Genomic DNA, 23,601 nt, shown 5'->3' on the forward strand with positions numbered 1-23,601 from the left:
CCGCGCGTGTAACGGGATGTAACGGCGCCGCGTAACGGAATGAGGCAAAACCATGAGGCTGTTCTTCGATCACGCCGGACCCATGCTGAGCTACCGCGACGGCGTCCTGCACGTTGCGGACCTGAACCCCGAACTGAAGACGCAATGGAGCATGACGCGATGGGAGATGTTCAAGCTGGGAGTGCGGTGCCTGCTGGCGTCACTGATCCGCTGAGCGAGTTCGAATTCGAGGAGATCGCGACCAGCGTCGAGGAGCGCTTCAGGCGCGCTTATGACCCCGACGTGGTCGGCAACGCCAGGGTCGAGAGCCAGATGGAGCCCGAGCTGGTGTCAACCGGATGGTGGCTCGTCATCAGGCGCCTGGGGCTCGCGCTCTGGATCGGCAAGGACAAGCCCGCGATCGAAGCCGGGGACGTGCTTCGCATCAGGATCGCCAAGCGATGAGCGACGACGACAAGGTCTCGCGCCTGCCGGTCAGGTTCAAATCGCCGCCATCTGACGGCGAGGTGCCGTTCCTCAACATCGTTGATCGCTGGGGCGACAAGGATGGTTGCGATCACCGATCCTACTATGTCGAGGGGCGCGGCTTCGTGCCGGTCACCTATTATCTGCGAGAGGGCGAGACCGAGGTCGAGTGCGGTCGCTGCAAGACCCGGATCGATCCGATGTTCGTCCTGCGGATCATGGCGAGCGAGGAGACGCAATGGTCGAGGGCGCGCGCACGCTACATCGACGAGATGAAGCGCCTGCGAGAGCGGAGCAGGACGAAGTGCTTCCACTGCGGTAAGATGACCGACATATCCCGGCGATGAACAAGCGATGCGGGCGCCAGAATGTGGAGGGGCATGGAGCGATGCGCTATCATGCCTGGGCACGAAGCTGCCATGTGTGCTTGCTCCATGCTTTGCAGCGACGGGTGGAAGGGGTGGCGCAAGCCGCCCCTTTTGCCGCTTCATGAGCCGGGATAGCTCAGACGGTAGAGCGGCGGGCCGAAAACCCGCGCGTCGGTGGTTCGACCCCATCTCTCGGCACCAAACGGAGTGACCACCATGCTGCGCATGAACGACGCCACGGCGATCGAGTACAACGACGAGACCCGAACAGCGACAGTCAGCTTTGCCGATTACATGGTCGATGTGATCAACGTCGTGGCCTACTGCGTCGATGCCAGCAACGGTGAGGTCGAGACCATCCGCATTTTCGCGCGCCAGCGGCTTCACTTCGAATATCAGCGCAGCAATGGCGGCTTCGATCTCGTCGCGCGGCACCGATTGCAGTGAAGTCGCCAGATGCTGGCGGGAAAGAGCCAACCGGAATAAGGTCGCGGCGCGCGGGAGGTGCCGCATGATCGAGATCAACATCGACGGCTCGGGCTTCATGAAGGCCGCGATCGAGCTGGGCGCCGCGATCGATCAAATCCCCTACATCATGTCGCGCACGCTCAACGACGCGGCCGACGTCACCCGCAGCTATTTGATCAACCAGACGTGGCCATCGTCGGTGCAGGTCAGAAATCAGAGCTTCATGAGGGCGGCGCTGACCACCAGGGGCGAGCGCGCAAGCAAGGGCGATCTGTCGGTCACGATCTACGACAAGCTTGGCCGCGCCAACCTCGCGCTGCATGCGAAGAGCGGAACGCGCATGGCCGCGAAGAGCGCGCTGGCCATCCCGCCGACCGGCGCCGTCAACCGGACCTCTCGCGGCGTGCCGCAGGGCCAGCGGCCCAGGAACCTGAAGAACAGCTTCCGCAAGGGCGACGTCATCTATCAGCGCATCGGCAAGGACCGCCTTCGCCTGATGTACGTTTTGAAGCCGCAAGCAAAAATAAAAAAGGATGTCCCGTTCTACGCCGACTTCGCGAAGATCATGATCGCGGAGATCGAGCGCAATCTGCCTCGCAATGTCGCGCTCGCCATGAAGACGCGGCGGCGGCGATAAGGAAAGGATCACGACATGACCGAGAAAAGCGAAGAGCCGATGTTGCAGTTCTTCACCTACACCCATCTGAAGGCCGAGCTTCAGCCGATCAGCGCCAAGTTCGCCGAGATCGCGGACTATGTCGCCAATCTGCTGCCGCGCAATCCTGAGCGTTCGGCGAGCCTGCGCAAACTGCTCGAAGCGAAGGACTGCGCGGTGCGCGCCGCGCTCTACAAAACGCCAACCACTGGAGAAGGCAAATGACCGACACCAAAAGGACCGCCAGGGCCGACGAGCCGAAGGTGAAGACACCTGAACAGGTGCGCGCCGAGAAGGAGGCACTGGCCGCTGGCATGCCCGACAATCTTGGACCGACCGATTACTCGGGCACCAAGTATTCGCCCAACGCGCCCGATGGAGCGCCGCCGACCAGGGAGCAGGTCGAAGCCGCAGCCGCCGCTGGCATCGCGCCTGCGGCCCAGCACAAGGAAGAAGCCGATGGACGCTGACAACATCCGCAAGTCCGTCCTGGCCGGTGTTGCCTATGACACCGCCCACGCACTCGCCAAGAGCGCCGAGGCCGAGCCTCCGCCTGCGCCCCCTGTGCTCTCTTCGTTGAGCCCGAACACCGCAGTCTCTGGCGATCCGGACCTCGTGCTCTCATGCATCGGCACCGGCTTCGACCAGAGCACGACCATCATCTTCGGCGACTACGACGAGGAGACGACCCTGGTCTCCGATACCGAAGTCACCACGATCGTGAAGCCGTCGCTGTTCGCGCCCGCCGTCGTGCCGGTGAAGCTGCGCAACGGTCCTGCCTATTCGGACCCGCTCGACTTCACGTTCACAGCAGCAAGTGGACGCACCAGGGCACGGCGCTGAAGGGCTCGCGGGACTCGCTCAGCCGGGCCTAGATCAAGCAGGACAAGCGGGGTGCATCACCATGCCCCCCGTCACCACACGCGCACCAGGGAGCCCCCCATTCGGTTCACGGGTCCTTTGGGGACTCCCAAAACGCGGGGTACGCGCGACCGCGCCTCTTCAGCATATTCCCCGTTTTGAATTTTTGCTTTTCGTTTCGGCCGCTTACACGAGGACCAACCCGGTGAACGAGCACGCTAGAACCACATCTGGCCCTGCCTGGAAGATCGAAACACGCCGCGTGAACGAGCTGATCCCATCGCCACGCAATGCCCGGCAGCATTCGCAGGAACAGATCGAGCAGATCGCGGCATCGATCTCGCAATTCGGGTTCACCGTCCCGCTCCTCATCACCGAGGAGGACATCATCATCGCGGGGCACGGTCGCCTGGATGCCGCGAAGCTTTTGGGCCACATCGAGGTGCCGGTCATCGTCGCGCGGGGCTGGACCGAGGCCATGATCCGCGCCTATGCCCTGGTTGATAATCGTCTGCCCGAGCTTGCGACCTGGGATCTGGACCTTGTGAAGCTGGAGGTCGAGGCGTTGCGCCTGACCGACATGCCGATCGATCGGCTGGGCTTCTCCGAAAGGGATTTGGGCAGCATGCTCGCCGCTCGCCAGTTTCTTGACGAGGGGCTGGTCGATCCCGAGAAGGGGCCGCTCGACAATCGGGGCGATCTGCTCGCCCGGCTGGAGATCACCATCGCCGATCCCCGCCACGCGATCGAGCGCGGCGATCATTATCGGCTCGGCCGCCGCCATCACCTTCTGTGCTGCGGCGTCATGGTCGAATGGGAGCGCTGGAAGCCGCTCCTCACCGGCACCACCATCTTTTGCCCGTACCCTGGTCCGTTCGTCGCCTTCGGCGAGAAGGCCGAGAAGTACGATCTCGTCATGGTCCAGCCTGACCAATACACGGCGGGCCACATCCTCGACCGCTACGAGGACATTCACGGCGTCGGCTCCGTCGTGAGGATCACCAATGATTAGGACCGGCGGCAACTGGACCCCCGAGGCATGGCCGATCTATTTCATCGCCAGTGAGCCCAAGACGCTCGCCCATGCCAACACCGTCAACCGGCACCTGCTGGTCGCGGTGAACGAAATTCACACCGACGAGCATTTCGACATGCTCGACTCCTTCGTTGCGAACGGGTGCGACGTCTTCATCGACAGCGGCGTCTACAATCTCGCCACCGAGCACGCCCACGCGCACCGCATGTCGATGGACCGCGCATTGTCGCTCGCACCGGACGATATCGACGGGTTTACCGACCTGTTCGACAAATACGTCTCGATTGTCCGTCGCATGGGCGATCAGGTCTGGGGCTATATCGAGATCGACCAGGGCGGCAGGGACAACAAAATCCGCACCCGCGCCAAGCTCGAAGAGCTGGGCCTGCGCCCGGTCCCGGTCTATCACCCGTTCAATGACGGCTGGGATTATTTCGACTATCTCGCGGAGCGCTACGATCGCATCTGCTTCGGCAACGTCGTGCAGGCAGACATCGAGACTCGGCGGCGCTTGGTCGCCACGGCCTGGGAGCGGCGCCGCAAATATCCAAAGCTCTGGATACACGCCCTGGGCCTCACCGCGTCGGAGATGACCGCCGCGTGGCCGCTCAATTCGTGCGACAGCTCCACATGGCTTGCCGCCGTCCGCTGGGGACGCCACTTCGCCACCGTCGCCAATAAGCGGTGCTGGCATATCGGCTCCGGCTTCAACTATCTGCCGAGCGAGCAGCGCGACGCGCCCATGGGTCACCAGAAATCCCGCACCATGTGCGGCTATGAGGCCCACTTCGTCACCCGCACCATGAAGCAGATCATCGAGGAAAGCAGACAGGCGGTCGGCGCGGACCCGACAGGAGCCCTTACATGAGCGATGCGACGATCTTTGTCCGGTTCAACATCGCGGGCTTCCACCGCTGGGCAGGCGCACCCGCCCCTCGCGCCTATCTCGCAGACCGGCATCGCCACCTTTTCCATGTTGAGGTCCGCATGCAGGTCGCGCACGACGATCGCGAGGTCGAATTCCACGATCTCCTCGATCGCGCCCGCGTCATCTTCGCCGACGACCTTGGCACGAACGGAAACTACGGCTCGCATTCATGCGAGATGCTGGGGCGAGAGCTGGGCGACCGGCTGGCCAAGCAATACCGCCGTCCGGTCACCGTCATCGTCTCGGAAGATGGCGAATGCGGCGCCCAGGTCGAGGTCGCGCCATAAAAAAAGCCCCGCCGAAGCGGGGTTTGCATTTCGTCAGGGCCTCAGTCAGCGCGCCAGGACGTAGGCGCAGATCAGCAGCGCCCCCGCGCCAGCCATCCCGCCGATAAGGTCATTCTCCCGCGTCGCGACCACGAATACGCGATAGAGCGCGAAGCAGAGTTTCAACAGGAGAATGGCGAGGCGGATGACCGCCATCGCCAAGCTGTACAGCGCGACGATCATCAATGCAGCGATCAGCGCGCCGATCAGTGACACACCCACGCTTTGACCTCGCAGTCAGTATCCACCGTGATGCAGTCCTCCAGGGCGGTCTGCCGCGCGATCGCACCGGGTGGCCGCATGTCACCATGGGTCGAGGCGGCGCCGCCCTTGCCATTCGTCCCCGCCGCAATCGCGGCGCAGCCGCCGCGATCCTCGCGGGCCATGACCTTGCAGTCCTTGCCGCCCTTCCTCTCGCAGTCGAGCAGCGCCCAGCGATCAGCATCATCGGGCGTCGCGGAACCACCGGCCCAGCCGGCAACGTCGTTGGCTGAGTAGGCAAGCGCGCCGAAGGGATAGGCTAGTGCCGGTGACGCGATCAGCATGAAGGCAACGGTTGCGATGATCCGTTTCATGTGCTTGCTCCTTTCAGTCCACGCTGTTCATTCCGTTACTTCTCCGTCAGGAAGTAGGTCACCGCGCGACCGTTGCGCTCGACCTTCAGTTTGTAGCCGAAGCGATCGGCAACGCCGGTCTTTTTGGGATTGGAGAAAAACCATTTCCAGGGTGCGCCCTTCCACTTGGAATGCTCATTGAGCTGAGCTGGCGTGACGCCGCAGGCACGCATTGCCAGCTTCACAAGCTCGGCGGTCATTCCGCTCGGCGCATCGCCATCGCGCTTTGCGGCGCTCTTTTTCGCAGCGGTCTTCTTAACGGGCTTCGCTTTCTTCACAGTCTTACCTTTCTTGGCTGCCGCCTTGGCGGCTTTGGGTTGCTTCGCTTTCTTAGGCTTCACGGTTGCGAGCACCTTGTCGGTGACCGCGTCTCGAATGGTGACCGGCTTGCCGGTCGCCTTTGCTTCCTTCTCAGCGGCAGCGCGCGCTTCGTTGCCTGGGACCACTGCGTCGCCATCGTCGCCACTGACGGAGACGGGGTCGCTGCTGTTTTCGAATGGCAACATTTTCTGTTCTTTCATTTTGGTTGCGGGTGTCAGTGCTCGCTCGGCAACAGAATCACGCTGCCCTCGACCCAAAGCTCGACTTGATCGAGCGGAAAGTCGGTGAACTCGATGACTTCCGAGTGGATGATGTTATGGTTGCCGTCGTCGCAGGTCAGAACGGCCTTTCGGTCGTCGCTGACCTTGAGTTTCCACGATTGGAATTCCTCGGCTCTCACCTTCGGTTCGAGCTGCAATGTGGCCACCTTGTCGATCAGCCAATATGCGCCACCCATCTCGGCGAGAAATTGCACGCCATCGGTGTACGTGATGTTGCGCATGAGGCTGTGCCGAAACCACTGCGTCGTGCCGGTGAATTGCCGAAGATCGGCGCTGGTTAGCTTTTCGGTTTTTCGCATTTTGTCCTCTCTGGGCTATGCCCGCTACGAGAGAAAATACTTCTCTCTGCACGCGGAGATAGTCGCCTCCACAACCGAAGACAACGACGGAAAATGCCGGTGAAACCTTTGAAAGATAAGCAGAAATTGGCCTTGGAGAGCCAGAATCCGGGCGAGACCGTCCGAAATCGGCTCAAATCGGCGGGCCGGACCTATCTAGCGAACGACAACATTTCCGATGCCTTGCTGCCTGGGGACCTCGAGGCCATCGAGCACGAGGTCGAGCACTGCGCGCGCGCGATTCTCGACGCCCTGGTGATCGACACCGAGAACGATCACAACACGCGCGGCACCGCGAAGCGCCTCGCGAAGATGTTCGTGCATGAGGTGTTTGCTGGCCGCTATCTGCCACCGCCGACCTGCACCGACTTTCCGAACGTCAAATCGATGGACGAGATTTACGTTGTCGGTCCGATCACCGTTCGGTCGGCGTGCTCGCATCACCTGTGCCCGATCGAGGGCGAGGTGTGGTTCGGCGTCATTCCGGGCGAGCGCGTGATCGGCATCTCGAAGTTCTCTCGCATCGCCAACTGGATTTTGTCGCGTCCGCAAATCCAAGAGGAGGCCATCATGCAGCTCGCCGACGAGGTCGAGCGCATCATCGCGCCTCGCGGTCTTGCCGTCGTGCTCAGCGCACGCCACTCTTGCATGACATGGCGCGGCGTGAAGGAAGATGGAACCACAATGACGACATCCGTGATGCGCGGCATCTTCCGCGACGGGCCGGCCGCTCGCGCCGAGGTGTTAGCGCTCATCCAAGCAAAGGGAATCCGATGCCAGTAATCCGCGCCACCCGCTATCACGACATCTCATGCGGTCACCGCGTCGTCGATCACGAAGGCAAGTGCCAGTTTCTGCACGGCCATAACTATCGCATACACTTCCACTGCGAGGCCGACGCCCTCGATCACCTGGGCCGCATCATCGATTTCGGCGTCATCAAGTCCACCCTGTGCCAGTGGCTTGAGGACAATTGGGATCACCGCATGTTGCTCTGGCACACCGATCCGCTTCTGCCCGCGCTGCTCGTCATCGATCCTTCGATCGTCACCGTGCCGTTCAACCCGACCGCCGAGAACATCGCGGCACATCTCCTCACCGTCGTCGGACCCGAGGTGCTGCCGCCGGCCGTCCGTTTGGTCCGCGTCATCGTGGATGAGACCCGCAAATGCTCATGCGAGGCAGCAATCTGATGCTCCCGCTCAACGAGCTCTTCGAGACGGTCCAGGGCGAGGCAACGTTCACCGGCACGCCATCGACCTTCGTCCGCTTGCAGGGCTGCGACGTCGGTTGCCCGTGGTGCGACACCAAATACACCTGGGAACTGAACCACGCGCCGCCCGATCGGCTCGCCGCGATCGTGCAGAAGATCGAGCCGAGCCCGTCGTTCGCCGAGGTGTCGATCGATGAGCTGGTGCGCACCCTTTCGCAATCGCAAAACCGCCATCTGGTCCTGACCGGCGGCGAGCCTTGCATGTATGACCTCACCGAGCTGTCGGGCCGCATGATCGCGGCGGGCTGGATGGTGCAGGTCGAGACCAGCGGCACCGAGCCGATCCGCATCGACCGCAGCGCCTGGGTCACCGTCTCGCCCAAGATCAACATGCCGGGCGGTAAGACCTTCCGGCACGAGGCGTGGGAGCGCGCCAACGAGATCAAGATGCCGATCGGCAAGCCCGCCGACGCCGAGGCTCTGCTCGCGCTCATCCGCGAGCATGGTCCGAAACGGATGATCTGGCTTCAGCCGCTATCGATGAGCAAGAAAGCCACTGAGCTGTGCATCGAGGTGGCCCGGCAGAACCATTGGCGCATCAGCGTTCAGACGCACAAGTTCATGGGCGTGCGGTGAGCAACGAAGAAGACATCCGTGACGACGTCGCGCCGCCCCCTGGTGACCGTTTCGTCTCCGTCACCGAGTTCGCGGCCTTCGCCGATTACACCCCTACCTATATTCGCCAGCTCCAGCGCGAAGGATCATTGCCTCGCGGGAGTCGCGGAATGATCCCCTTCATCGCTGGCGTGCGCGCGTTGATCCGCTTTCTGCGTGACAGCGAACGCCGCAGCAGCAAGAGTGCAGCCGACAGCCGGGTGCGCGATGCCCGTGCCCGCGAAATCGAATTGCGCAACTTGGAGAATGAACGACGGCTGGTTCAGATCGAGGACGTGAATGGTCTCGTCGATGAGATGGTCGGCACCTTCCGCTCCGAATTGGCAGGCTTGGCGCCCCGCGTCACGCGCGACCTAAGCCTTCGCCGCACGATAGATCGGGCACTCCATGACATCCTCCACCGCCTCGCGGATGCTTTTAACGAAAAGGCACACCTTCTGGGCGCGAGCAGCGCTGCTGCTGGTGCCGTCGAAGGAAGTGACCCCGGACGTTTGGGCAGCGGAAAACAGGATTTACCCTCGCACGGCGGCAGTCCCAGGGCCGCGTGATCCGCACCTCACGCCCTATGTCATCGAGCCCGAGCGCGTCATCGCCAGCGCGGCCTTCAAGCGTGTCGTCATGGTGTTCGGCGCGCAGACCGGCAAGAGCGAAGCCATGCTCGACGTCGCGGGCCAGCGCCTCGACCAGCGGCCTGGGCCGATCCTCTATGTCGGGCCCAACAAGCAGTTCCTGAGCGAGCAATTCGAGCCTCGCGTCATGGCGCTGCTCGATGAAGCGCCAACGCTGACCGCCAAGCTCGCGCGCGGCAAGCGCATGACCAAGACTCGCAAGGTCGTCGCAGGCGTGCCGTTCCGGCTCGCGCATTCCGGTTCGTCAACCGCGCTGAAGTCCGATCCGGCCGTGCTCGCGTTGGTCGATGAGTACGACGAGATGCGCGACAACGTGAACAATCAGGGCGGCCCGCTGGGTCTGGTCGAGCGTCGCGGCGACACCTATGCCGACTTCGTCTGTGTCGTGACGTCGACCCCGAAGCGCGGCCGGGTGCAGGCCGTGGAGGACAAGCACAGCGGTCTCCTGTTTTGGGAGGTCACCGTGGTCGACGACATCGAGAGCCCCATCTGGCAGCTCTGGCAACAAGGCACGCGGCACCACTGGTGCTGGCCGTGCCCGCACTGCGCCGAGTATTTCGTTCCCCGCTTCAACCTCCTGCGCTATCCGCGCAAGGCCACGCCGCTTGAGGCGGCCCGCCGGACCTTCCTCGAATGCCCCCACTGCGGCGGTGTCATCGAGGACGGCCATAAGACCGACATGAACGCGCGCGGGCGCTATGTCGCACCCGGCCAGACCGTCGATCGGCACGGCGAAGTGCATGGGGTGCCAATCGAGAGCAAGTCCATCTCGTTTTGGGTCTCGGGTCTCGCTTCGCCATTCGTCTCGTTCGGCGAGCGGGTCTCGGTGCTGGTCGAGGCCGAGCAGTCCGGCGACGAGGCCATGGTGCAACAGGCCATGAACGCTGGCTTTGGCGAGCTGTACTCGCCCGGCGGCGGCGAGGTGCCGGAATGGGAAGAGCTGCGGAATAAGTCGCACGGCTCGCTGTACTCGCGCGGAGAAGTACCGGATGGCGTGCTTTACATGATCCTCACCGTGGACGTGCAAAAGCAGTCGCTGCCATGGGTGCTGCGTGGCTGGGGTGCGCGCGCGACGTCATGGCTGATCGACTACGGGAAGCTCCAGGGCGACACCGCCGATGAAGAGGTGTGGGACGCGCTCGCAGACCTCATCACGACCGACGTAAACGACGTGCCGATCAGGCTTACTTTGATCGACAGCGGCTTCCGGCCGGGCAAGGTGGACACGCTGCCGCTCAACCGCATCTACGAATTCTGCCGCCGCCTGGGCAGGCGCGTGCGCGCGACCAAGGGCAGCTCGACGCCGATGCGCACGCCATTGATTTTTTCCAAGGTCGAGGTCAACCGCGCGGGCAAATCTTCGAAATTCGGATTGGACATCGCGCGACTCGACACCGACCACTGGAAATCATGGGTGCATGAGCGCATCCGCTGGCGCCAGGACAAGCCGGGTGCGTGGCATCTGCCGAAGGGCGTCGATGACGACTACTGTCATCAGCTTGTCGGCGAGGCGCGCGTCGTGCAGCCCAACGGCAGGCCGACATGGATCGAGCGCGGACGCCATCACGACTTTCTCGATTGCGAAGCGATGCAAGCAGCAGGCGGCTACTTGCTCAACGTGCAGCGCATCCCATTGCCAACCAGAACAAACGAGACTACAGCTAGCGCAAGCGATGAGCCTGAGACACAAGAGGCACCATCGCTGCCCGAAGTGGCGCCGCGCATGGCGGATCGTGGCCGAGCAACACGACGGCGAAGGATCGTCAGGTCGAACTATCTCGGCGTTTAAGGCCATGCGAAGGAAGGCGCGCATCGCCCCGTCACAGGCGCAGTTGCTCGCAACGCAGTCGCAGATCGATGCGTTGCGCTACGCGATTGCACAGGGCGTGCAGACTGTCAGCTACGGCGACAAGCGGGTCGAGTACCGCTCGCTCGCCGAGATGCTGCAAATCCTCAACGACATGGAAAATGAAGTCGCAGGTTTAGTCCCGACCCGACAGTTCAGGATCGTTAGTCCGGCTGACAAGGGGCTTTAGGCGATGGGTGCTTTCCGCGACATGCTCGCGGAGGGCTTGCTGGGAAAGATGGGACTGGTTCGGCCGACGAACCAGTTTGACCCGTTCTCATCTGCGGCAGGCTCGACCAGTGGTGGCTTCGACGGGGGTCGCTATCGTCGGCGGCTCGCGTCATGGAAGCCGACGCAGTATTCCGTCAACACCATCATGGCCGCGCAGGGTCCGCTCCTGCGCTCGCGCTGTCGCGACCTCATGCGCAACAGCGCGCACGCCGTCGCCGCCAGGGAGAACTTCGTCGCCAATCTGATCGGCGCGGGCATCAAGCCGTCGTCGCTCATCACCGACGACCCCGAACTGCGCAAGCAGGTCATGGAAGTCTGGATGGATTGGACCGATGAGGCCGATGCGGACGGCATGACCGATTTCTACGGCATGCAGTCGATCATCGCCTCCGCGCTCTTCGAGGCGGGCGAAATCTTCGTGCGGCTTCGCGCGCGCCGCATCGAGGACGGCCTCACGGTGCCGTTGCAGATCGAGCTGCTCGAAAGCGAGATGTGCCCCTACTGGCTCAACCAGATCGCCCCCAACGGCAACTACATCATGAACGGCGTGGAGTTCGACTTCCGCGCGAAGCGTGTCGCCTATTGGTTCTTCTCCGGCCACCCTGGTGACGCGCCGGTCGATCCGCAGGTCTATCTCAACATGGACCCGGTGCGCGTGCCAGCCGATCAGGTGCTGCACATCTTCCGCCCGACGCGGCCCGGTCAGGTGCGCGGCGTGCCGTTGGTCTCGCCCGCGATGACGCGGCTGTTCTTCCTCGATCAGTACGACGACGCCGAGCTGGAACGCAAAAGGATCGCGGCACTGTTCGCGGGCTTCGTCACCAGCCCGGCGCCGGAAGACATCCTGCCGGCGCCCGCCATGAGCGACGCCGAGCAGCCGCTGGAGGCTGGCGTCGGTCTCGCAGGGCTTGAGCCTGGCACTATGCAGGCCCTGCTTCCCGGCGAGGATGTCAAGTTCAGCGAGCCCGCCGATGTCGGCGGCACCTACGAGGCTTTCCAGTATCGCCAGCAGCTCGCCGCGTTCTCGGCGATGGGCGTGCCGTACATGATCGGCACGGGCGACACCCGCCGCGCAAGCTACTCCTCGCTGCGCGGCGTCATCGTGGAATATCGGCGCAAGCTGGAGCAGCTCCAGTACAACATCATCGTCCACCAGTATTGCCGCCCGATCTGGCGGCGCTGGTTCAACGACGCCGTGCTGACCGCAGCCATCTCTGCCACCACCCAAGAGTACGTCGGCAACGAGAAGGTCATGACGCGCGCGAAGTGGATCGCGCCGCGCTTCGAATGGGTGGACCCGCTCAAGGACCGGCAGGCCGAGAAGCTCGCCGTCGATGCAGGCTTCAAGTCGCGCAGCGATGTCATCGAGGCCGAAGGCTACGATCCGGAAGAAACGGATCAGCGCATCGCGGCCGACAAGGAGCGCGCGGAAGAGCTGGGGCTCGAATTCCCGGTGCTCCAGGCGGCGGCGAGCCAGCCGCGCGATCCGAACGCAGATCCCCAGGAACAGGCCGATGCCAGCCAGGACCTGACCGGCGACGACGGCAACGATCAACAGGCAGCTTAGGAGCCCATCATGCGCCACTGGTACACGATGAAGGCCGAGGAACAGACCGGCGAAATCCTGATCTATGGCGAGATCGGCGCGTCATGGTGGGAAGACGACACCGTCAGCGCGAAGCAGTTCAACGACGATTTGAAGGCCCTGGGCGACATCACGACGCTCAACCTCCGCATCAACTCGCCCGGCGGCGACGCCTTCGACGGCATCGCGATTCACAACACCCTGAAGAACCACCCGGCAAAGGTCACGGCAACCGTCGATGGCATCGCGGCGTCGGCAGCGTCGGTGGTGCTGATGGCGGCCGACAAGATCGTCATGCCCGCGAATTCCTTCCTGCTGATCCACGGCGCCAGCGGCTTCGCCATGGGCAACGCTTCCGACATGCGCTCGCTCGCAGATGATCTGGACCGTTTGGACACCTCGATCACCGCGACCTACGCCGCACGGTCCGGCCAAAAGGACACCAAGATCGCCTCGATCATGAAAGAGGACCGCCTGATGGACGCGGCCGAGGCGATCGAGCTGGGGCTCGCAGATGAGCAGTCCGGCGCGGTCAAGCTCGCGGCGAACTTCTCCCTGCGGCTCCTGCCACCGAAGGCCGCCGACCGGATCAAGGCCGTCATGTCTTCTGAGGCTGCGCCGCCGCAGCCGAAGGAAGGTGAAGGCGCGGGCGATCCGCCATCGCCTGCGCCTTCAACTGAACCCGTGGAGCCGCCGAAGGAAGAGCCCAAGCAGGACGACCCTCCGAAGGAGGAGCCGAGCAACGTGGTCGAGCTGCGCGCCAAGGCGAGGACCGAAGGCGCCGACGAGCACGCGCGCTACGTCAACGAGGTGCTCGACCTCTGCAACATGGCATCGCTTCCGGCGATGGCGCGCACCTTCATCGCCGACAAGAAGCCGGTCGCCGACGTGCGCAAGGCCCTGATGGACGAGCGCGTGCGCCTCGAAGCCCAGGCGCCCGTCATCCCGCATCGTCCGGCCTCGCTGGGCACGCCCGCACCGCGCAAGTGGGACAGCATCGTGGACAAGATCAACGCGCGGTTGAGGAAGAAGTAACCGCGCAGCTCGCGCACCGAAAGGAGACTGCAACATGCCCGTTCTCAACGAGACCCGTCATCCAGCCGAGTTCATCCTCTCCGAAGCGAACGGCGAGCGCTCGCGCGGCAGCGGCACCTTCCTCGATCCGGCCAGCTTCGTCGCTGGGCAGATCGTCAAGAAGTCGGGCGCCAACTACGTCGCGATCACCGACGCCACCGCAGCCGACGGCATCGCTATCTATGGCGGCGCGACGACCGGCGCCGGGACCAGCGTCAAGGTCGCTTTGCTGGTGCGCGATGCGGAAGTGAACGGCAACTGCCTCACGTACTTCCCGACCGCCGTGCAGGCCGACAAGGACGCCATCGCCGCTCTGCTCGCGGCGAACCACATCATCGTCCGCAACTGAGCAGGTCACCCAACCGAACTGAACATGGAAATCGTGGAGCAAGCGCGATGATGCCAATGGAGAAGGCAAGATGCTCGACGTATTCCACACTGACGCTTTCACCATCGTCAGTTTGACCGACGCGATCAACAAGATGCTGTTCGTGCCCGGCTATCTCGGTTCGCTCGGGCTCTTCACCGAAAGCTCGATCAACACCACGGCGGTCGCGATCGAGGAGCAGAACGGCATCATCCGTCTGGTCCCCCCGACGCCCCGCGGCGCTCCGGGCGTGACGATCGACAAGACCAAGCGCGCGCTCCGCTTGCTGTCGGTCCCGCACTTCGAGGTCAACGATGCCGTGATGGCCGAAGAGGTGCAGAACGTCCGGCCGTTCGGCGAAGAGACCGGCGAAGAGGCCGTGATGGCCAAGGTCGCCGAGCGCATGCAGACCGCAGGCCAGAGCTTCGAGGCCACCATGGAATACTCGCGCGTCGGCGCGATCCTGGGCATCGTCACCTATGCGGACGGCTCGACGCTCAACCTCTTCACCGAGTTCGGCGTTGCAGGCCCGCCTGCCGACATCGACTTCAACCTCGACGCGGCGTCCCCGGCGCCGGGCATCCTGCGCCAGCAGTGTGCCGCCGTGATCCGCACCATGGCGAACAGCCTGGGCGGCACGCCGCTCATGGGCGTCGGCGCGATCTGCGGCGACCAGTTCTATGACGGCCTGATCGCGCATCCCGAAGTCCGGCAGAGCTACCTCAACACGCAGGCGGCGGCCGAGCTGCGCCAGGGCTACGTCAACGGCGGCCAGACGTTCGGCTCATTCCCGTTCGGCGGCATCGAGTGGACGAACTATCGCGGATCGGTCGGCGGCACGCCGTTTGTCGATACCGCGCACGCCTACTTCTACCCGGTTGGCGTGCCCGGCATGTTCAAGACCGTGTTCGCACCGGCCGACTACATCGAGACCGTGAACACGATGGGCCGCCCGCGCTACGTCAAGCAGTACGACATGCCGAACGGCAAGGGCGTCCACCTCGACACGCAACAGAACGCGCTCAACTACTGCACGCGGCCGAGCGCGCTGCTTCGCGGCAAGTACACCTGAGCGGCGCCGATGGGCATCGACTTCGACAACCTCGTTCTCAAGCCGACTGTCGGCACGTTCGGCGTGCCGTTCATTTGGTATCCGTCAAAGTCGAGCCCAGCGAGCCAACCGATCCCGGTATCAGGGGTGTACTCATCCGCCGCGTTCAACGTCGAGATGGCCGATGGCGCAGTGTTCAGCGACCAGCAGACGACGATGGGCATCAAGCTCTCCGACTGGCCGTGGCAGCCGGTGCGCGGCGACCGCTTCCTGCATCAGGCCACGGGCATCATGTACTGGCAGAGCGACATCTCACTCGATGGCCAGGGCGGCGCGACGGTGCAGCTCCGCACGACAGAACCGGCGGGTGACCTATGAGCGCAACCGCCCTGCAAATACAGGCCAAGGCGATGGAGCTGATCCAGGCTGGCATGCCGGACACGTTCAAGAGCTTCGGACTGGAGCCGATGCTGATCATCAATGGCGATGACCTGCCGATGATCGCGGTCCACATCCTGCGCGAGCGCCGCAACGGCACTTACGATGCCGGGGTGCCGTTCTTCCGGACGGAGCTGACCCTGGGCATCTCTGGGTCGATCAAGGCCAAAACGGACGAGGCCAACCAGCCGTCGATCCTCGAGGACTGGATGAGCCAGATCGACATCGTGCTCCTGCGCGATCCGCAGTTCGTCAATTTGAGCGATCGCATCGTGTCGATGGACCGCACGTCGCAGCTCGCCAAGGTCGGCGAGACAACGCTCTACGAAATCCGGATCGAGATGGTCATGCAGTACGAAGACTGGTTCGAGCCGATCGTGCCCGACGATCTCAGGACGATCCACGTCGAAACTCGTTACCCGAGCCCGACGACGGACCCGGCGGAAGTCCAACAGGTGGTGACGCAATATGATCTCGATCAAACACAAAGGGCTCGCGAGCATCAAGGCGCGGCCGACAGCGACCATCAAGGTATGGCCGGGACCGAACGGCGCCACCCTGGTGCATCCGGTCAGCGGCCCGCTCCGCGATAGCGCGAAAGGCACATCGTGGGCGCATGACGGCTTCACGCGCCGTCGCATCGCCGAAGGTTCATTGCTGACCGCGCCACCCGCTGGTGCGTCTGCGCCGACAGAGAAGGGAGATGGTCATGCCGATTAGTTTCAACTCGATCCCTGCCAACTGGAAGATGCCGTTGTATTGGGTCGAGGTGGACCCGTCGATGGCTGGTTTCCCGACCTATCGACAGGCCATCCTCGTCGTCGGCTACGCGCGCGGCCCTGTGCTGGTGCCGGGCGATGGCGGCTCGACGGTGCCGATGGACATCCCGATTGCGGTTGGCAGCAAGAGCGAAGCGCGGGCGTTTTTCGGTGCGGGGTCCATGCTCGACAATATGTTCGAACGGGTCTTCGACAACAACTTCGCAGCGGAGGTGTGGGGTCTGCCGATTGCGGAGCCCCCCGCTGGCGTGGCCGCGACCGGCACCATCACCGTGACCAATCCGCCGACTGCCGCTGGCACGCTCGCGCTGTACATCAATGGTCGTCGCGTACAGGTCGGCGTCGCGGCGGACGACACCGCTGACGAGGTTGCGATCAACATCGTCAACGCCATCGAGGCTGACCCCGGTATGCCGGTGACGGCCTCATATGCGGCGGCGGTGGTGACGCTCACGGCGATGCATCAGGGCGTCGAGGGCAACGAAATCGACATGCGCGCCAACTACGGCGGCTCGCTCGCGGGCGAGCAAATGCCGGGCGGGCTCGTGCTCACCTTCTCCAACAATGGCAAGCTCGACGGTGGCACCGGCACGGCGGAATGCGACGCCGCGCTTGCCGCTCTCGGTGACGAGCCGTTCGAATATGTCGCGCTCGCCTTCACCGACAGCACGAACCTCGTTGCCTGGGAGGCCGAGTACGGGTTCAGCGACAGCGGCCGGTGGGGCTGGATGCGCCAGCTCTACGGCCACCTGTTCGGGTGCTACAAGGAGACCTACCAGAACCTCATCACGTGGGGACCGAACAACAATTCCGGCATCCTCTCGGTGATGGCGCTGGAAAAGCAGTCGCCCACCCCGTCGTGGGAATACACCGCCGCGTACACCGCAAAGGCGGCCCGCGCGCTGCTCAATGATCCCGCCCGGCCGTTGCAGACCCTGACGCTCCAGGGCTGCTTGCCTGCACCGAAGCACCAGAAGTTCACCATGGCGGAGTTGAACGCGATGGCGACGGTCGGTCTGGCAACGCAGCGGCCGAACGGCGATGGTATCCCGGCGATCATGCGGGACAGCACCACCTATCAGAAGAACCTCTATGGCCAGGGTGACGACGCCTACGAAGTCGTGACCACTCTCGCAACGCTCGCGCGGCTCTTCCGCAACCAGCGGCAGGCGATCACTTCGAAGTTTCCGCGTCACAAGCTGGCCGACGACGGCACCCGCTTCGGACCCGGACAGGCGATCGTCACGCCGAAGATCATCAAGGCCGAGCTGGTCGCCGAGTATCGCGTGGACGAGTACAACGGGCTGGTCGAGAACGCGATCGCGTTCAAGCAGAACCTCATCGTCGAGCGCGACCCGAACGATCCCAACCGCGTCAACGTGCTCTATCCGCCGGACCTCGTGAACCAGCTCCGCATCTTCGCGGTGCTGGCGCAGTTCAGGCTCCAGTACGATCGCGGCGTCGATACCGCGCTCGCGTAGCGAACGTCGCGCTCCCGAAACCTGGGGCCGGGCAACCGGCCCTTTTTTTCAATGCAGCAGCATCTGTATGAACATTTGAAAGCGCGCAATCGCGGTGAGACATTGTCCATGAGCAAGCGACGAGACAGGGAGACGCACCATGGGTGTCCCGATCGCTGGCACAGCATTCCTCAAGGTTGACGGCAACCAGTATCCCCTCAAAGGCGCATTCACTGTCTCGATGTCGATGGTCGAGCGCACCGGCATCGCTGGCCAGGATCGCGTTCATGGCTATCAGGAGCTGCCGCGCGTGCCCTACATCGAGGGCGACGTGTCCACCCTTCCTGGCCTCAGCCTTGAGGCGATCGAGCGCATTACCGATGCGACGGTCACGGCCGAGCTGATCAACGGCACGGTGTACACGCTGCGCAGTGCGTGGTGCCGGTCCGCCTTCGAGATCAACACGCGCGACGGTCAGTTCCGGGTGCGCTTCGAGGGCGTGCAGTCTGACGAAATCTTCTAACGGGAGTGGCCGATGGCGGACGGCGAAAATCTCAATGGTGCAGCGGCTGAGGCGAAACCCGCTGCGCCGGACGACAACAGGATCAAGGTTGTGCTCGACAAGCCGGTCATCGCGCACGGCGACAAGATCACCGAGCTGATCTTCCGTGAGCCGACCGGCGCCGACATCGAGGCCGCTGGCGTACCAGCGACGATTGACTTCTCGGTCGATCCGCCGCGCATCGCGTTCAATCAGCGCGAAATGTCGGCCATGATGGTCCAGCTCGCGGCGGTGCCACCTTCAACGATCCGCAGCCTGTCGTCGCAGGACTGGATCAACAGCGCGTGGAAGCTCTCGCGTTTTTTCGTACCAAGGCTGACGACCTAGTGCTGAATTGCTACCGGCTTGCGAAATACTACGCGCAGGACCCGGCCGTCTTTCTGGCAAAGCCGATACGAGAAATCGAACGGCACATGCACTGGACCATAGAGCTTCTGGAACGGACGCGACCGCCAGAGGCACCAGATGGACATTAGCCTTCCCATAGGTGTAAGCGGCGCGAAAGAGAGTGCGGAGCAAATCTCCGCCCTCAACCGCGACATAATCAAGCTCTACACCGAAGGTCTCAACACCCGTCAGCCTGTTGAGAATGCCAAGACCCTGACCCGTGGCCTCCACGCGGTCGGCCGCGAGCTTCGCGACGTCATCAATCCCGCATTGACCTCTCTCAGCGTCACGCTTGGCGCGGGCGCCTTCGCCGCGTCGATGATCGGCATCACCAAGGCCGCATCCGACTTCGCCAAGGCGACGGTCGAGATGGGCTATGTCGCGAAAGAGACCGGCATCTCGATCGAGACGATGAAGGGCTATGCGGCGGCCGCGCAGTCGCATGGCATCAGCAACGAAGCGGCGATGGCGTCGATCACGGCGTTCGGACGCAAGGCCGACGACATCCGCAACAACATGAGCGAGCTGACCGCGACGCTGGTCGGTTGGGGTGAGAGCGGGCTTGTCCAGGCCATCCAGCACAGCCGCAACAACGCCGAAGCGTTGGCCGCCACGCTCAAGCGCATGGATGAGTTGCGCGACAAGGCACCCGACCGGGCGCGCATGCTGTCCGAGCAACTGCTCGGCGACTATCGCTTCATCAACATGTCGCTCGCCGACGTGGAGAAGTGGGCGGCAATGGCCGTCGCGCCGACCAAAGAGCAGGAGGAAGCCGCGCGCAGGTTCAAGCAGACCACGGACGAGCTGGAAGAGGCGTTCGATGACGTGAAGCAGACGTTGGGAATTGCGGTGCTGCCCGGCTTCACCAAGGCGATGGAGAACCTGACCAAGATTTACACCGACAACCCGGAGGCGTTCCAGCCGGTCATTCAGGGCTTCGAGGATGCCGCAAAGGCCGTCCAGCGCATCACCTCGCGCGACCTGACGGCCGCGGGCCGTGCCTTCGGCGGCGCGATCAACATCGCGCTCAAATCGGCGTCGGCGATCTACAAGGTGCTGGAGTGGGTCGCGTCGCAGCACGCCACCAAGGAAGAAATGGAGGCACCGCCGCCCGTGCCGAACAAGCCGTGGACGTGGCGGCTGCCATCGCTCGGGTCGGTCATCGGCGGAATGACCGGCGCCAACGCCAACGTAGCGGCGGAGCAGCAGGCGGAGCCGTTCGAGGAACTGTCCAAGCAGCTCGACAGGACCGCCGACCTGCTTCAGGAAATCAACATTCGCAACGACATGGCGCGGCGCGGTTACGGCGGCTTCGCATTGGGCGTGTCGTCGGCGCATGGCGGCGACTACATGCCGAGCGGCGTGGCGGTGCCGGGCGGCTATAGCACGGGCGCTGGCGGCCCGGCTGCGAACATTCCAGCCTTTGGACCGCCGCCCGCAGGCGGAGCGGCTGGTGCTGCGGGCGGGCCGCGTGCCCTTGGTCCGGACACGGGCGCGATCGGCGCGGGCTTCACGCCGGGCAGCGGCTTCGGCCCTGGTGGCGGCGGTCCTCGCGCGGCGGGTGGTGATCCCAGCGTGGTGCGCCAGCGGCGCGGCGGCGGCGGCAACGTCGATGCCGGTGCGCTGTACAAGTCCTATGTCTCGAAGTTCAAAGGCGGCCCGCTCGACGGCTACGTGCCGCCCGATGGTCCGAAGTGGGGCATCAACAAGGGCACCCCGGAGGAATGGGCCGCGCTCGCGCTCGCGACATCGCAGCAAGAGAGCGGCCTCAACCGTTATGCGGGCAACGGCGGCTTGAACCAGTTCAATTCCGGTGACCTCGCCAATTACGGGCTTGCCGGGCGCAGCGTGAGTGATCCGGACGCGCAGGCGCAGGCGCTGGTCAACCAGTGGGGCAAGCACATCCCGCAAGATCAGATTATCGCGGGCACCAATGCGAGCGGCCGGTGGGGCGGCGCGACTCGATACTTCGGCTCGATGCGGCGGCGCGGCGAGACGGACAAATATGTCGCCTGGGCGAACTCGATTGGCGCGGAGGTCGATGCCAAGAGCGGCCCAAAGTCGCCAGAAACCAAGTCGGCGTCATCGTCCAACAGCGGCACATTCTACGATTGGGACCGCGCGTTGAAGACGGCGAAGGATCAGCAGGCATCGCAGGGCGGCAGCGCGACCGGCTACGCGAAGCCCGACCGGCCAATCTATCAGGACCGCACCACCACGAAGGGCTTGCCCAGCTACATGCTGGACGATGCCATCCGCGACGCCGACACGCCGACATCGAACAAGCTCCATATCAACGTCAGGGTGAGCGCGCCGAAGGGCAAGGTCGATGTGAAGACCAACGCGCAAGGCGACGACATCGCGAGCGTGATGCAGCGGCGCGACCACAACAAGGCGGAGGAGAAGCAACCGACGCCGCAGAAGGCGCACGATCCCGAGAAGGCACCGGCAGATGGCTAACGAAAACGAACTGGAGATGACCTTCCGCTTGGTGGGCACACCGCAGGCGGTCGCATCCATCGAACAGCTTCGCCGCCTGCTCGCGCAGACCGGACAGAAGCGCGACATCTCGCCGATGCAGCGCGAGTTCGATCACTTGCGCGCGTCGATGAAGGGCATCTCGCAGGAGATTTCGTCGGTGGTGAAGCCCGCGCTGGGCGGCTTCACGCTCTCGCTGTCCGGCATCGTGCTGGGTCTGTCGGCGGCTGCGGTCGGGCTCAATCGGTTCGCGGGCGGGCTGGTCGAGATCAAGGAAGGTGCCGATCGCGTCGGCATGACGATCCAGCAGTATCGCGGCTTCATGGATGCTGCGGCTCGCGTCAACATCGCGAAGCCCGAAGCCATCCAGATGATGGAGAACTTCAACAAGGTCGTCTACGAGGCGAAGCTGCGCATCCACGGCACATGGGAGGAAATCGTTCGGCTTGGCGGCGCGGATGTTGTCGGCTCCGTGCTCAACGCCAAGAACCAGGTGGACCAGATGGCGATCGTCTGGCAGCGCCTGGAGGAGCTCAAGAAAGTCGATCCCGCCAAGGCGCGGCAATGGGCAGAGCTTTGGTTCAACAACATCAAGGCGGCGCGCATCGAGTGGAACGACGCCATGGAAGCCATGGCCCGCGCTTCCGACATGACCGATCAGCAGATCGCGGACGCCAAGAAATATCACGACGAGTGGATTAAGGCGTCGCTGCAATGGGACAAGCTCAAGCTCACGGTCGGCACCGCAGCGATGCAGGCGCTCGATCCCCTGGTGAAAGCTCTGACCCAGGCGTTGCAGAACAAGGAAGCCATCACCGCGCTCGCCGAGGGATTGAACAAGCTCACCTCCGCCGTCGCGGGCATGACGCCGGATGATGTGTCGCGGCTTGGCAAGAGCATCGGCGAGTTCGTCAAGGGCGTCGGCGAAGGGCTTGGCGTCCTGGCCAAGGGCCTCACCGACATCATGGATTTCATCGACCGCACCGAGAAGCGGCGCGGTGAAGGCAAGTCGGCGTTCGGCACCTATGACCTTCGCAAGGGGCGCATGCTCACCGACGAGGAGGAAGCCGCAAGCGAGAAGACCGCAGCTGAGGCGAAAGCCGCTCGCGAGGCGCAGGATGCGAAGGTCGCGAAGGGTGAAGGTCCCTCTTTCTGGTCGGACTTCGGCAATTGGTGGCGGCCGCGCGTCGGGCTCCCGGTCAAGGAAACCGGCGAGAAGGCGGAGAAGGCGAACGTCGAATTCCAGCAGCTTGTCGAGGATATGCGCAAGGCGCAGGGCGCAGCGAGCGGCGGTGGACGTGGCGGCGGCGCCCCGGCACCGGGCGGCGGCGTCACTCCCCCGCCGCGGCTGATTGAACCACCGCCATCGGGAGCCGGTCAGGAACACGCACCATCATCGGGTGGCGGCGGCGGTGGAGGCGGCAGCAGCGCGAGTGCTGGACCCGGCCCGAGCGTCGCCAATGTGCCCAACCCGGCGGCGGGCGCGAGTGCGGGCGCACCGATCCAGCCGGGTGCGTTGAAGGCTCCGTCCGGTGGCGACCCTTCGGCTTTCATCATGCACCACACGTCCGGCGGCAAGAGCGAGACCGTCGCTGGCATCGTCAACTATTGGCGCACGCAGAAGCCCGGCATCGGCACGCAGTACATCATGGACCGCGATGGCGTGATCCACGATGTGCGGAAGGAGTTTGGTTACACCGGCTACGGCCACGTCTCGCCCGGCCACACGCCGCAGTGGGCGAAGGACCGCGACATCGTCAACCGCGACATCGTCGGCATGGAGGTGATGGCGGCGAACGACAAGGACGTGTCGGAAAAGCAAAAGATCGCGGCGCAGACGTTCATCGCCGAGAACTATCCGAATACGCCGGTCTACGGCCATGGCGAGGTGAACCCCGGTCATCGCGAATCCACCGAAGGCATGACCATCGTCAACGCCATCCGGAAGCAGCGCGCGTCCGGTGAAAAATTCGACAGCCTGACGGCGGGCAAGACCGGCGCGGCAGCGGCGGGCAAGAATTCGTTCGACATCTCGATCGACGCGAGCGCGATGGAGGACGCAAAGAAGGGCGTCGCGCGCATCCCGAGCACCCTGTTCAACAACAGCCCATCGCAGACCCCGACCATGCCAGCGACTGGCAAGGCTGCTGCGAACTGAGGAGCGA

The 23,601-nt window shown here is 63.8% G+C and carries 32 protein-coding genes and 1 tRNA gene; 29 read left to right on the forward strand and 4 right to left on the reverse strand.

The genetic code is table 11. The features are described 5' to 3' along the window. Positions 1-52: 52 nt before the first annotated feature. The 12 genes from ACVWZM_RS03745 (at position 53) to ACVWZM_RS03800 (ending at position 5,068) form a co-directional block, all read left to right on the forward strand. Positions 53-214 (forward strand): hypothetical protein, encoded by a 162-nt coding sequence (locus ACVWZM_RS03745; RefSeq protein ID WP_456851927.1) that lies wholly within the window; start codon positions 53-55, stop codon positions 212-214. Then, entirely contained in the window at positions 187-444 is a 258-nt protein-coding gene (locus ACVWZM_RS03750; RefSeq protein WP_456851929.1) for a hypothetical protein, read from the forward strand. Before ACVWZM_RS03745 ends, ACVWZM_RS03750 begins: the two co-directional genes overlap by 28 nt. Then, positions 441-812 carry a hypothetical protein gene (locus ACVWZM_RS03755; RefSeq protein ID WP_456851931.1) on the forward strand — a complete coding sequence of 124 codons (372 nt, stop codon included), beginning with the start codon at positions 441-443 and terminating at the stop codon, positions 810-812. The genes ACVWZM_RS03750 and ACVWZM_RS03755 overlap by 4 nt, the downstream gene beginning before the upstream one ends. A 146-nt stretch (positions 813-958) precedes the next feature. Next, positions 959-1,034, forward strand: a tRNA-Phe gene (locus tag ACVWZM_RS03760). Positions 1,035-1,049: 15 nt separating this feature from the next. Beyond that, positions 1,050-1,280 (forward strand): hypothetical protein, encoded by a 231-nt coding sequence (locus ACVWZM_RS03765; protein WP_456851933.1) that lies wholly within the window; start codon positions 1,050-1,052, stop codon positions 1,278-1,280. Positions 1,281-1,344: 64 nt separating this feature from the next. Further along, the gene (locus ACVWZM_RS03770; protein WP_456851935.1) at positions 1,345-1,938 is read left to right on the forward strand and encodes a hypothetical protein; all 594 of its coding nucleotides are present in this window, start codon (positions 1,345-1,347) and stop codon (positions 1,936-1,938) included. A gap of 15 nt (positions 1,939-1,953) precedes the next feature. Further along, on the forward strand, positions 1,954-2,181 hold the full coding sequence (locus ACVWZM_RS03775; RefSeq protein ID WP_456851937.1) for a hypothetical protein: 228 nt from the start codon (positions 1,954-1,956) through the stop codon (positions 2,179-2,181). Further along, the gene (locus tag ACVWZM_RS03780; protein WP_456851939.1) at positions 2,178-2,426 is read left to right on the forward strand and encodes a hypothetical protein; all 249 of its coding nucleotides are present in this window, start codon (positions 2,178-2,180) and stop codon (positions 2,424-2,426) included. Before ACVWZM_RS03775 ends, ACVWZM_RS03780 begins: the two co-directional genes overlap by 4 nt. Next, complete coding sequence (locus tag ACVWZM_RS03785; protein WP_456851941.1) at positions 2,416-2,799, forward strand: IPT/TIG domain-containing protein; 384 nt, start codon at positions 2,416-2,418, stop codon at positions 2,797-2,799. The genes ACVWZM_RS03780 and ACVWZM_RS03785 overlap by 11 nt, the downstream gene beginning before the upstream one ends. 61 nt (positions 2,800-2,860) lie before the next feature. Beyond that, entirely contained in the window at positions 2,861-3,829 is a 969-nt protein-coding gene (locus tag ACVWZM_RS03790) for a ParB/Srx family N-terminal domain-containing protein (protein ID WP_456851943.1), read from the forward strand. Next, positions 3,822-4,721, forward strand: a complete 900-nt coding sequence (locus tag ACVWZM_RS03795; RefSeq protein WP_456851945.1) for a hypothetical protein — start codon at positions 3,822-3,824, stop codon at positions 4,719-4,721. The genes ACVWZM_RS03790 and ACVWZM_RS03795 overlap by 8 nt, the downstream gene beginning before the upstream one ends. Continuing rightward, positions 4,718-5,068 carry a hypothetical protein gene (locus tag ACVWZM_RS03800; RefSeq protein WP_456851947.1) on the forward strand — a complete coding sequence of 117 codons (351 nt, stop codon included), beginning with the start codon at positions 4,718-4,720 and terminating at the stop codon, positions 5,066-5,068. Before ACVWZM_RS03795 ends, ACVWZM_RS03800 begins: the two co-directional genes overlap by 4 nt. A gap of 45 nt (positions 5,069-5,113) precedes the next feature. On the opposite strand, the gene ACVWZM_RS03805 is transcribed toward ACVWZM_RS03800, so the two are convergent. Genes ACVWZM_RS03805 through ACVWZM_RS03820 form a run of 4 tightly spaced genes read right to left on the reverse strand, consistent with a single transcriptional unit; the run spans position 5,114 to position 6,622 of the window. Next, complete coding sequence (locus ACVWZM_RS03805) at positions 5,114-5,323, reverse strand: hypothetical protein (RefSeq protein WP_456851949.1); 210 nt, start codon at positions 5,321-5,323, stop codon at positions 5,114-5,116. Next, positions 5,314-5,682 (reverse strand): DUF4189 domain-containing protein, encoded by a 369-nt coding sequence (locus tag ACVWZM_RS03810; protein WP_456851951.1) that lies wholly within the window; start codon positions 5,680-5,682, stop codon positions 5,314-5,316. Before ACVWZM_RS03810 ends, ACVWZM_RS03805 begins: the two co-directional genes overlap by 10 nt. Positions 5,683-5,717: 35 nt before the next feature. Next, positions 5,718-6,242, reverse strand: coding sequence for a hypothetical protein (locus ACVWZM_RS03815; protein ID WP_456851953.1), 525 nt, complete (start codon positions 6,240-6,242; stop codon positions 5,718-5,720). Between the two features lie 14 nt (positions 6,243-6,256). Then, complete coding sequence (locus ACVWZM_RS03820) at positions 6,257-6,622, reverse strand: DUF6876 family protein (protein WP_456851955.1); 366 nt, start codon at positions 6,620-6,622, stop codon at positions 6,257-6,259. A 99-nt stretch (positions 6,623-6,721) separates the two neighbouring features. Here ACVWZM_RS03820 and folE point away from each other — a divergent pair, with 99 nt between their 5' ends. From folE to ACVWZM_RS03905, 17 genes are all read left to right on the forward strand, one after another. After that, the gene (gene folE, locus ACVWZM_RS03825; protein ID WP_456851957.1) at positions 6,722-7,444 is read left to right on the forward strand and encodes a GTP cyclohydrolase I; all 723 of its coding nucleotides are present in this window, start codon (positions 6,722-6,724) and stop codon (positions 7,442-7,444) included. After that, the gene (locus tag ACVWZM_RS03830; protein ID WP_456851959.1) at positions 7,435-7,854 is read left to right on the forward strand and encodes a 6-pyruvoyl trahydropterin synthase family protein; all 420 of its coding nucleotides are present in this window, start codon (positions 7,435-7,437) and stop codon (positions 7,852-7,854) included. The genes folE and ACVWZM_RS03830 overlap by 10 nt, the downstream gene beginning before the upstream one ends. Further along, complete coding sequence (gene queE / locus ACVWZM_RS03835) at positions 7,854-8,510, forward strand: 7-carboxy-7-deazaguanine synthase QueE (protein WP_456851961.1); 657 nt, start codon at positions 7,854-7,856, stop codon at positions 8,508-8,510. The genes ACVWZM_RS03830 and queE overlap by 1 nt, the downstream gene beginning before the upstream one ends. Continuing rightward, entirely contained in the window at positions 8,507-9,097 is a 591-nt protein-coding gene (locus ACVWZM_RS03840; RefSeq protein ID WP_456851963.1) for a hypothetical protein, read from the forward strand. The genes queE and ACVWZM_RS03840 overlap by 4 nt, the downstream gene beginning before the upstream one ends. After that, positions 9,027-10,967, forward strand: a complete 1,941-nt coding sequence (locus ACVWZM_RS03845) for a terminase gpA endonuclease subunit (protein WP_456851965.1) — start codon at positions 9,027-9,029, stop codon at positions 10,965-10,967. The genes ACVWZM_RS03840 and ACVWZM_RS03845 overlap by 71 nt, the downstream gene beginning before the upstream one ends. Before the next feature lie 4 nt (positions 10,968-10,971). Continuing rightward, positions 10,972-11,214, forward strand: a complete 243-nt coding sequence (locus ACVWZM_RS03850; protein WP_456851967.1) for a phage head-tail joining protein — start codon at positions 10,972-10,974, stop codon at positions 11,212-11,214. A gap of 21 nt (positions 11,215-11,235) precedes the next feature. Continuing rightward, positions 11,236-12,822, forward strand: a complete 1,587-nt coding sequence (locus ACVWZM_RS03855; protein WP_456851969.1) for a phage portal protein — start codon at positions 11,236-11,238, stop codon at positions 12,820-12,822. Between the two features lie 9 nt (positions 12,823-12,831). Then, positions 12,832-13,875, forward strand: a complete 1,044-nt coding sequence (locus ACVWZM_RS03860; RefSeq protein ID WP_456851971.1) for a head maturation protease, ClpP-related — start codon at positions 12,832-12,834, stop codon at positions 13,873-13,875. Positions 13,876-13,909: 34 nt separating this feature from the next. Beyond that, positions 13,910-14,263: a head decoration protein gene (locus tag ACVWZM_RS03865; protein WP_456851973.1), complete on the forward strand. Its 354-nt coding sequence runs from the start codon at positions 13,910-13,912 to the stop codon at positions 14,261-14,263. A 70-nt stretch (positions 14,264-14,333) separates the two neighbouring features. Then, complete coding sequence (locus ACVWZM_RS03870) at positions 14,334-15,353, forward strand: major capsid protein (protein WP_456851975.1); 1,020 nt, start codon at positions 14,334-14,336, stop codon at positions 15,351-15,353. 9 nt (positions 15,354-15,362) lie between these two features. Further along, entirely contained in the window at positions 15,363-15,710 is a 348-nt protein-coding gene (locus tag ACVWZM_RS03875; RefSeq protein ID WP_456851977.1) for a head-tail joining protein, read from the forward strand. After that, a complete protein-coding gene (locus ACVWZM_RS03880; protein WP_456851979.1) occupies positions 15,707-16,363 on the forward strand; it encodes a hypothetical protein in 657 nt (218 codons plus the stop codon). Before ACVWZM_RS03875 ends, ACVWZM_RS03880 begins: the two co-directional genes overlap by 4 nt. A gap of 116 nt (positions 16,364-16,479) precedes the next feature. Further along, a complete protein-coding gene (locus tag ACVWZM_RS03885) occupies positions 16,480-18,030 on the forward strand; it encodes a phage tail sheath C-terminal domain-containing protein (RefSeq protein ID WP_456851981.1) in 1,551 nt (516 codons plus the stop codon). Between the two features lie 139 nt (positions 18,031-18,169). Further along, entirely contained in the window at positions 18,170-18,532 is a 363-nt protein-coding gene (locus ACVWZM_RS03890) for a phage tail tube protein (RefSeq protein WP_370135409.1), read from the forward strand. Positions 18,533-18,622: 90 nt separating this feature from the next. Continuing rightward, positions 18,623-18,898 (forward strand): phage tail assembly protein, encoded by a 276-nt coding sequence (locus ACVWZM_RS03895; RefSeq protein ID WP_370135412.1) that lies wholly within the window; start codon positions 18,623-18,625, stop codon positions 18,896-18,898. Between the two features lie 138 nt (positions 18,899-19,036). Next, on the forward strand, positions 19,037-21,418 hold the full coding sequence (locus ACVWZM_RS03900; RefSeq protein ID WP_456851984.1) for a hypothetical protein: 2,382 nt from the start codon (positions 19,037-19,039) through the stop codon (positions 21,416-21,418). Beyond that, on the forward strand, positions 21,411-23,594 hold the full coding sequence (locus ACVWZM_RS03905) for a hypothetical protein (protein WP_456851986.1): 2,184 nt from the start codon (positions 21,411-21,413) through the stop codon (positions 23,592-23,594). Before ACVWZM_RS03900 ends, ACVWZM_RS03905 begins: the two co-directional genes overlap by 8 nt. Positions 23,595-23,601: the final 7 nt, after the last annotated feature.

Source organism: Bradyrhizobium sp. USDA 4501 (assembly GCF_054062115.1).

Bases quoted from the DNA above. Each gene is read 5' to 3' on its own strand.
- ACVWZM_RS03745 (WP_456851927.1), top strand. From the start codon at position 53: ATGAGGCTGTTCTTCGATCACGCCGGACCCATGCTGAGCTACCGCGAC.
- ACVWZM_RS03755 (WP_456851931.1), top strand. From the start codon at position 441: ATGAGCGACGACGACAAGGTCTCGCGCCTGCCGGTCAGGTTCAAATCG.
- ACVWZM_RS03765 (WP_456851933.1), top strand. From the start codon at position 1,050: ATGCTGCGCATGAACGACGCCACGGCGATCGAGTACAACGACGAGACC.
- ACVWZM_RS03770 (WP_456851935.1), top strand. From the start codon at position 1,345: ATGATCGAGATCAACATCGACGGCTCGGGCTTCATGAAGGCCGCGATC.
- ACVWZM_RS03775 (WP_456851937.1), top strand. From the start codon at position 1,954: ATGACCGAGAAAAGCGAAGAGCCGATGTTGCAGTTCTTCACCTACACC.
- ACVWZM_RS03780 (WP_456851939.1), top strand. From the start codon at position 2,178: ATGACCGACACCAAAAGGACCGCCAGGGCCGACGAGCCGAAGGTGAAG.
- ACVWZM_RS03785 (WP_456851941.1), top strand. From the start codon at position 2,416: ATGGACGCTGACAACATCCGCAAGTCCGTCCTGGCCGGTGTTGCCTAT.
- ACVWZM_RS03790 (WP_456851943.1), top strand. From the start codon at position 2,861: ATGCCCCCCGTCACCACACGCGCACCAGGGAGCCCCCCATTCGGTTCA.
- ACVWZM_RS03795 (WP_456851945.1), top strand. From the start codon at position 3,822: ATGATTAGGACCGGCGGCAACTGGACCCCCGAGGCATGGCCGATCTAT.
- ACVWZM_RS03800 (WP_456851947.1), top strand. From the start codon at position 4,718: ATGAGCGATGCGACGATCTTTGTCCGGTTCAACATCGCGGGCTTCCAC.
- ACVWZM_RS03810 (WP_456851951.1), bottom strand. From the start codon at position 5,682: ATGAAACGGATCATCGCAACCGTTGCCTTCATGCTGATCGCGTCACCG.
- ACVWZM_RS03815 (WP_456851953.1), bottom strand. From the start codon at position 6,242: ATGAAAGAACAGAAAATGTTGCCATTCGAAAACAGCAGCGACCCCGTC.
- ACVWZM_RS03820 (WP_456851955.1), bottom strand. From the start codon at position 6,622: ATGCGAAAAACCGAAAAGCTAACCAGCGCCGATCTTCGGCAATTCACC.
- ACVWZM_RS03830 (WP_456851959.1), top strand. From the start codon at position 7,435: ATGCCAGTAATCCGCGCCACCCGCTATCACGACATCTCATGCGGTCAC.
- queE (WP_456851961.1), top strand. From the start codon at position 7,854: ATGCTCCCGCTCAACGAGCTCTTCGAGACGGTCCAGGGCGAGGCAACG.
- ACVWZM_RS03850 (WP_456851967.1), top strand. From the start codon at position 10,972: ATGCGAAGGAAGGCGCGCATCGCCCCGTCACAGGCGCAGTTGCTCGCA.
- ACVWZM_RS03855 (WP_456851969.1), top strand. From the start codon at position 11,236: ATGCTCGCGGAGGGCTTGCTGGGAAAGATGGGACTGGTTCGGCCGACG.
- ACVWZM_RS03860 (WP_456851971.1), top strand. From the start codon at position 12,832: ATGCGCCACTGGTACACGATGAAGGCCGAGGAACAGACCGGCGAAATC.
- ACVWZM_RS03865 (WP_456851973.1), top strand. From the start codon at position 13,910: ATGCCCGTTCTCAACGAGACCCGTCATCCAGCCGAGTTCATCCTCTCC.
- ACVWZM_RS03870 (WP_456851975.1), top strand. From the start codon at position 14,334: ATGCTCGACGTATTCCACACTGACGCTTTCACCATCGTCAGTTTGACC.
- ACVWZM_RS03875 (WP_456851977.1), top strand. From the start codon at position 15,363: ATGGGCATCGACTTCGACAACCTCGTTCTCAAGCCGACTGTCGGCACG.
- ACVWZM_RS03880 (WP_456851979.1), top strand. From the start codon at position 15,707: ATGAGCGCAACCGCCCTGCAAATACAGGCCAAGGCGATGGAGCTGATC.
- ACVWZM_RS03885 (WP_456851981.1), top strand. From the start codon at position 16,480: ATGCCGATTAGTTTCAACTCGATCCCTGCCAACTGGAAGATGCCGTTG.
- ACVWZM_RS03890 (WP_370135409.1), top strand. From the start codon at position 18,170: ATGGGTGTCCCGATCGCTGGCACAGCATTCCTCAAGGTTGACGGCAAC.
- ACVWZM_RS03900 (WP_456851984.1), top strand. From the start codon at position 19,037: ATGGACATTAGCCTTCCCATAGGTGTAAGCGGCGCGAAAGAGAGTGCG.
- ACVWZM_RS03905 (WP_456851986.1), top strand. From the start codon at position 21,411: ATGGCTAACGAAAACGAACTGGAGATGACCTTCCGCTTGGTGGGCACA.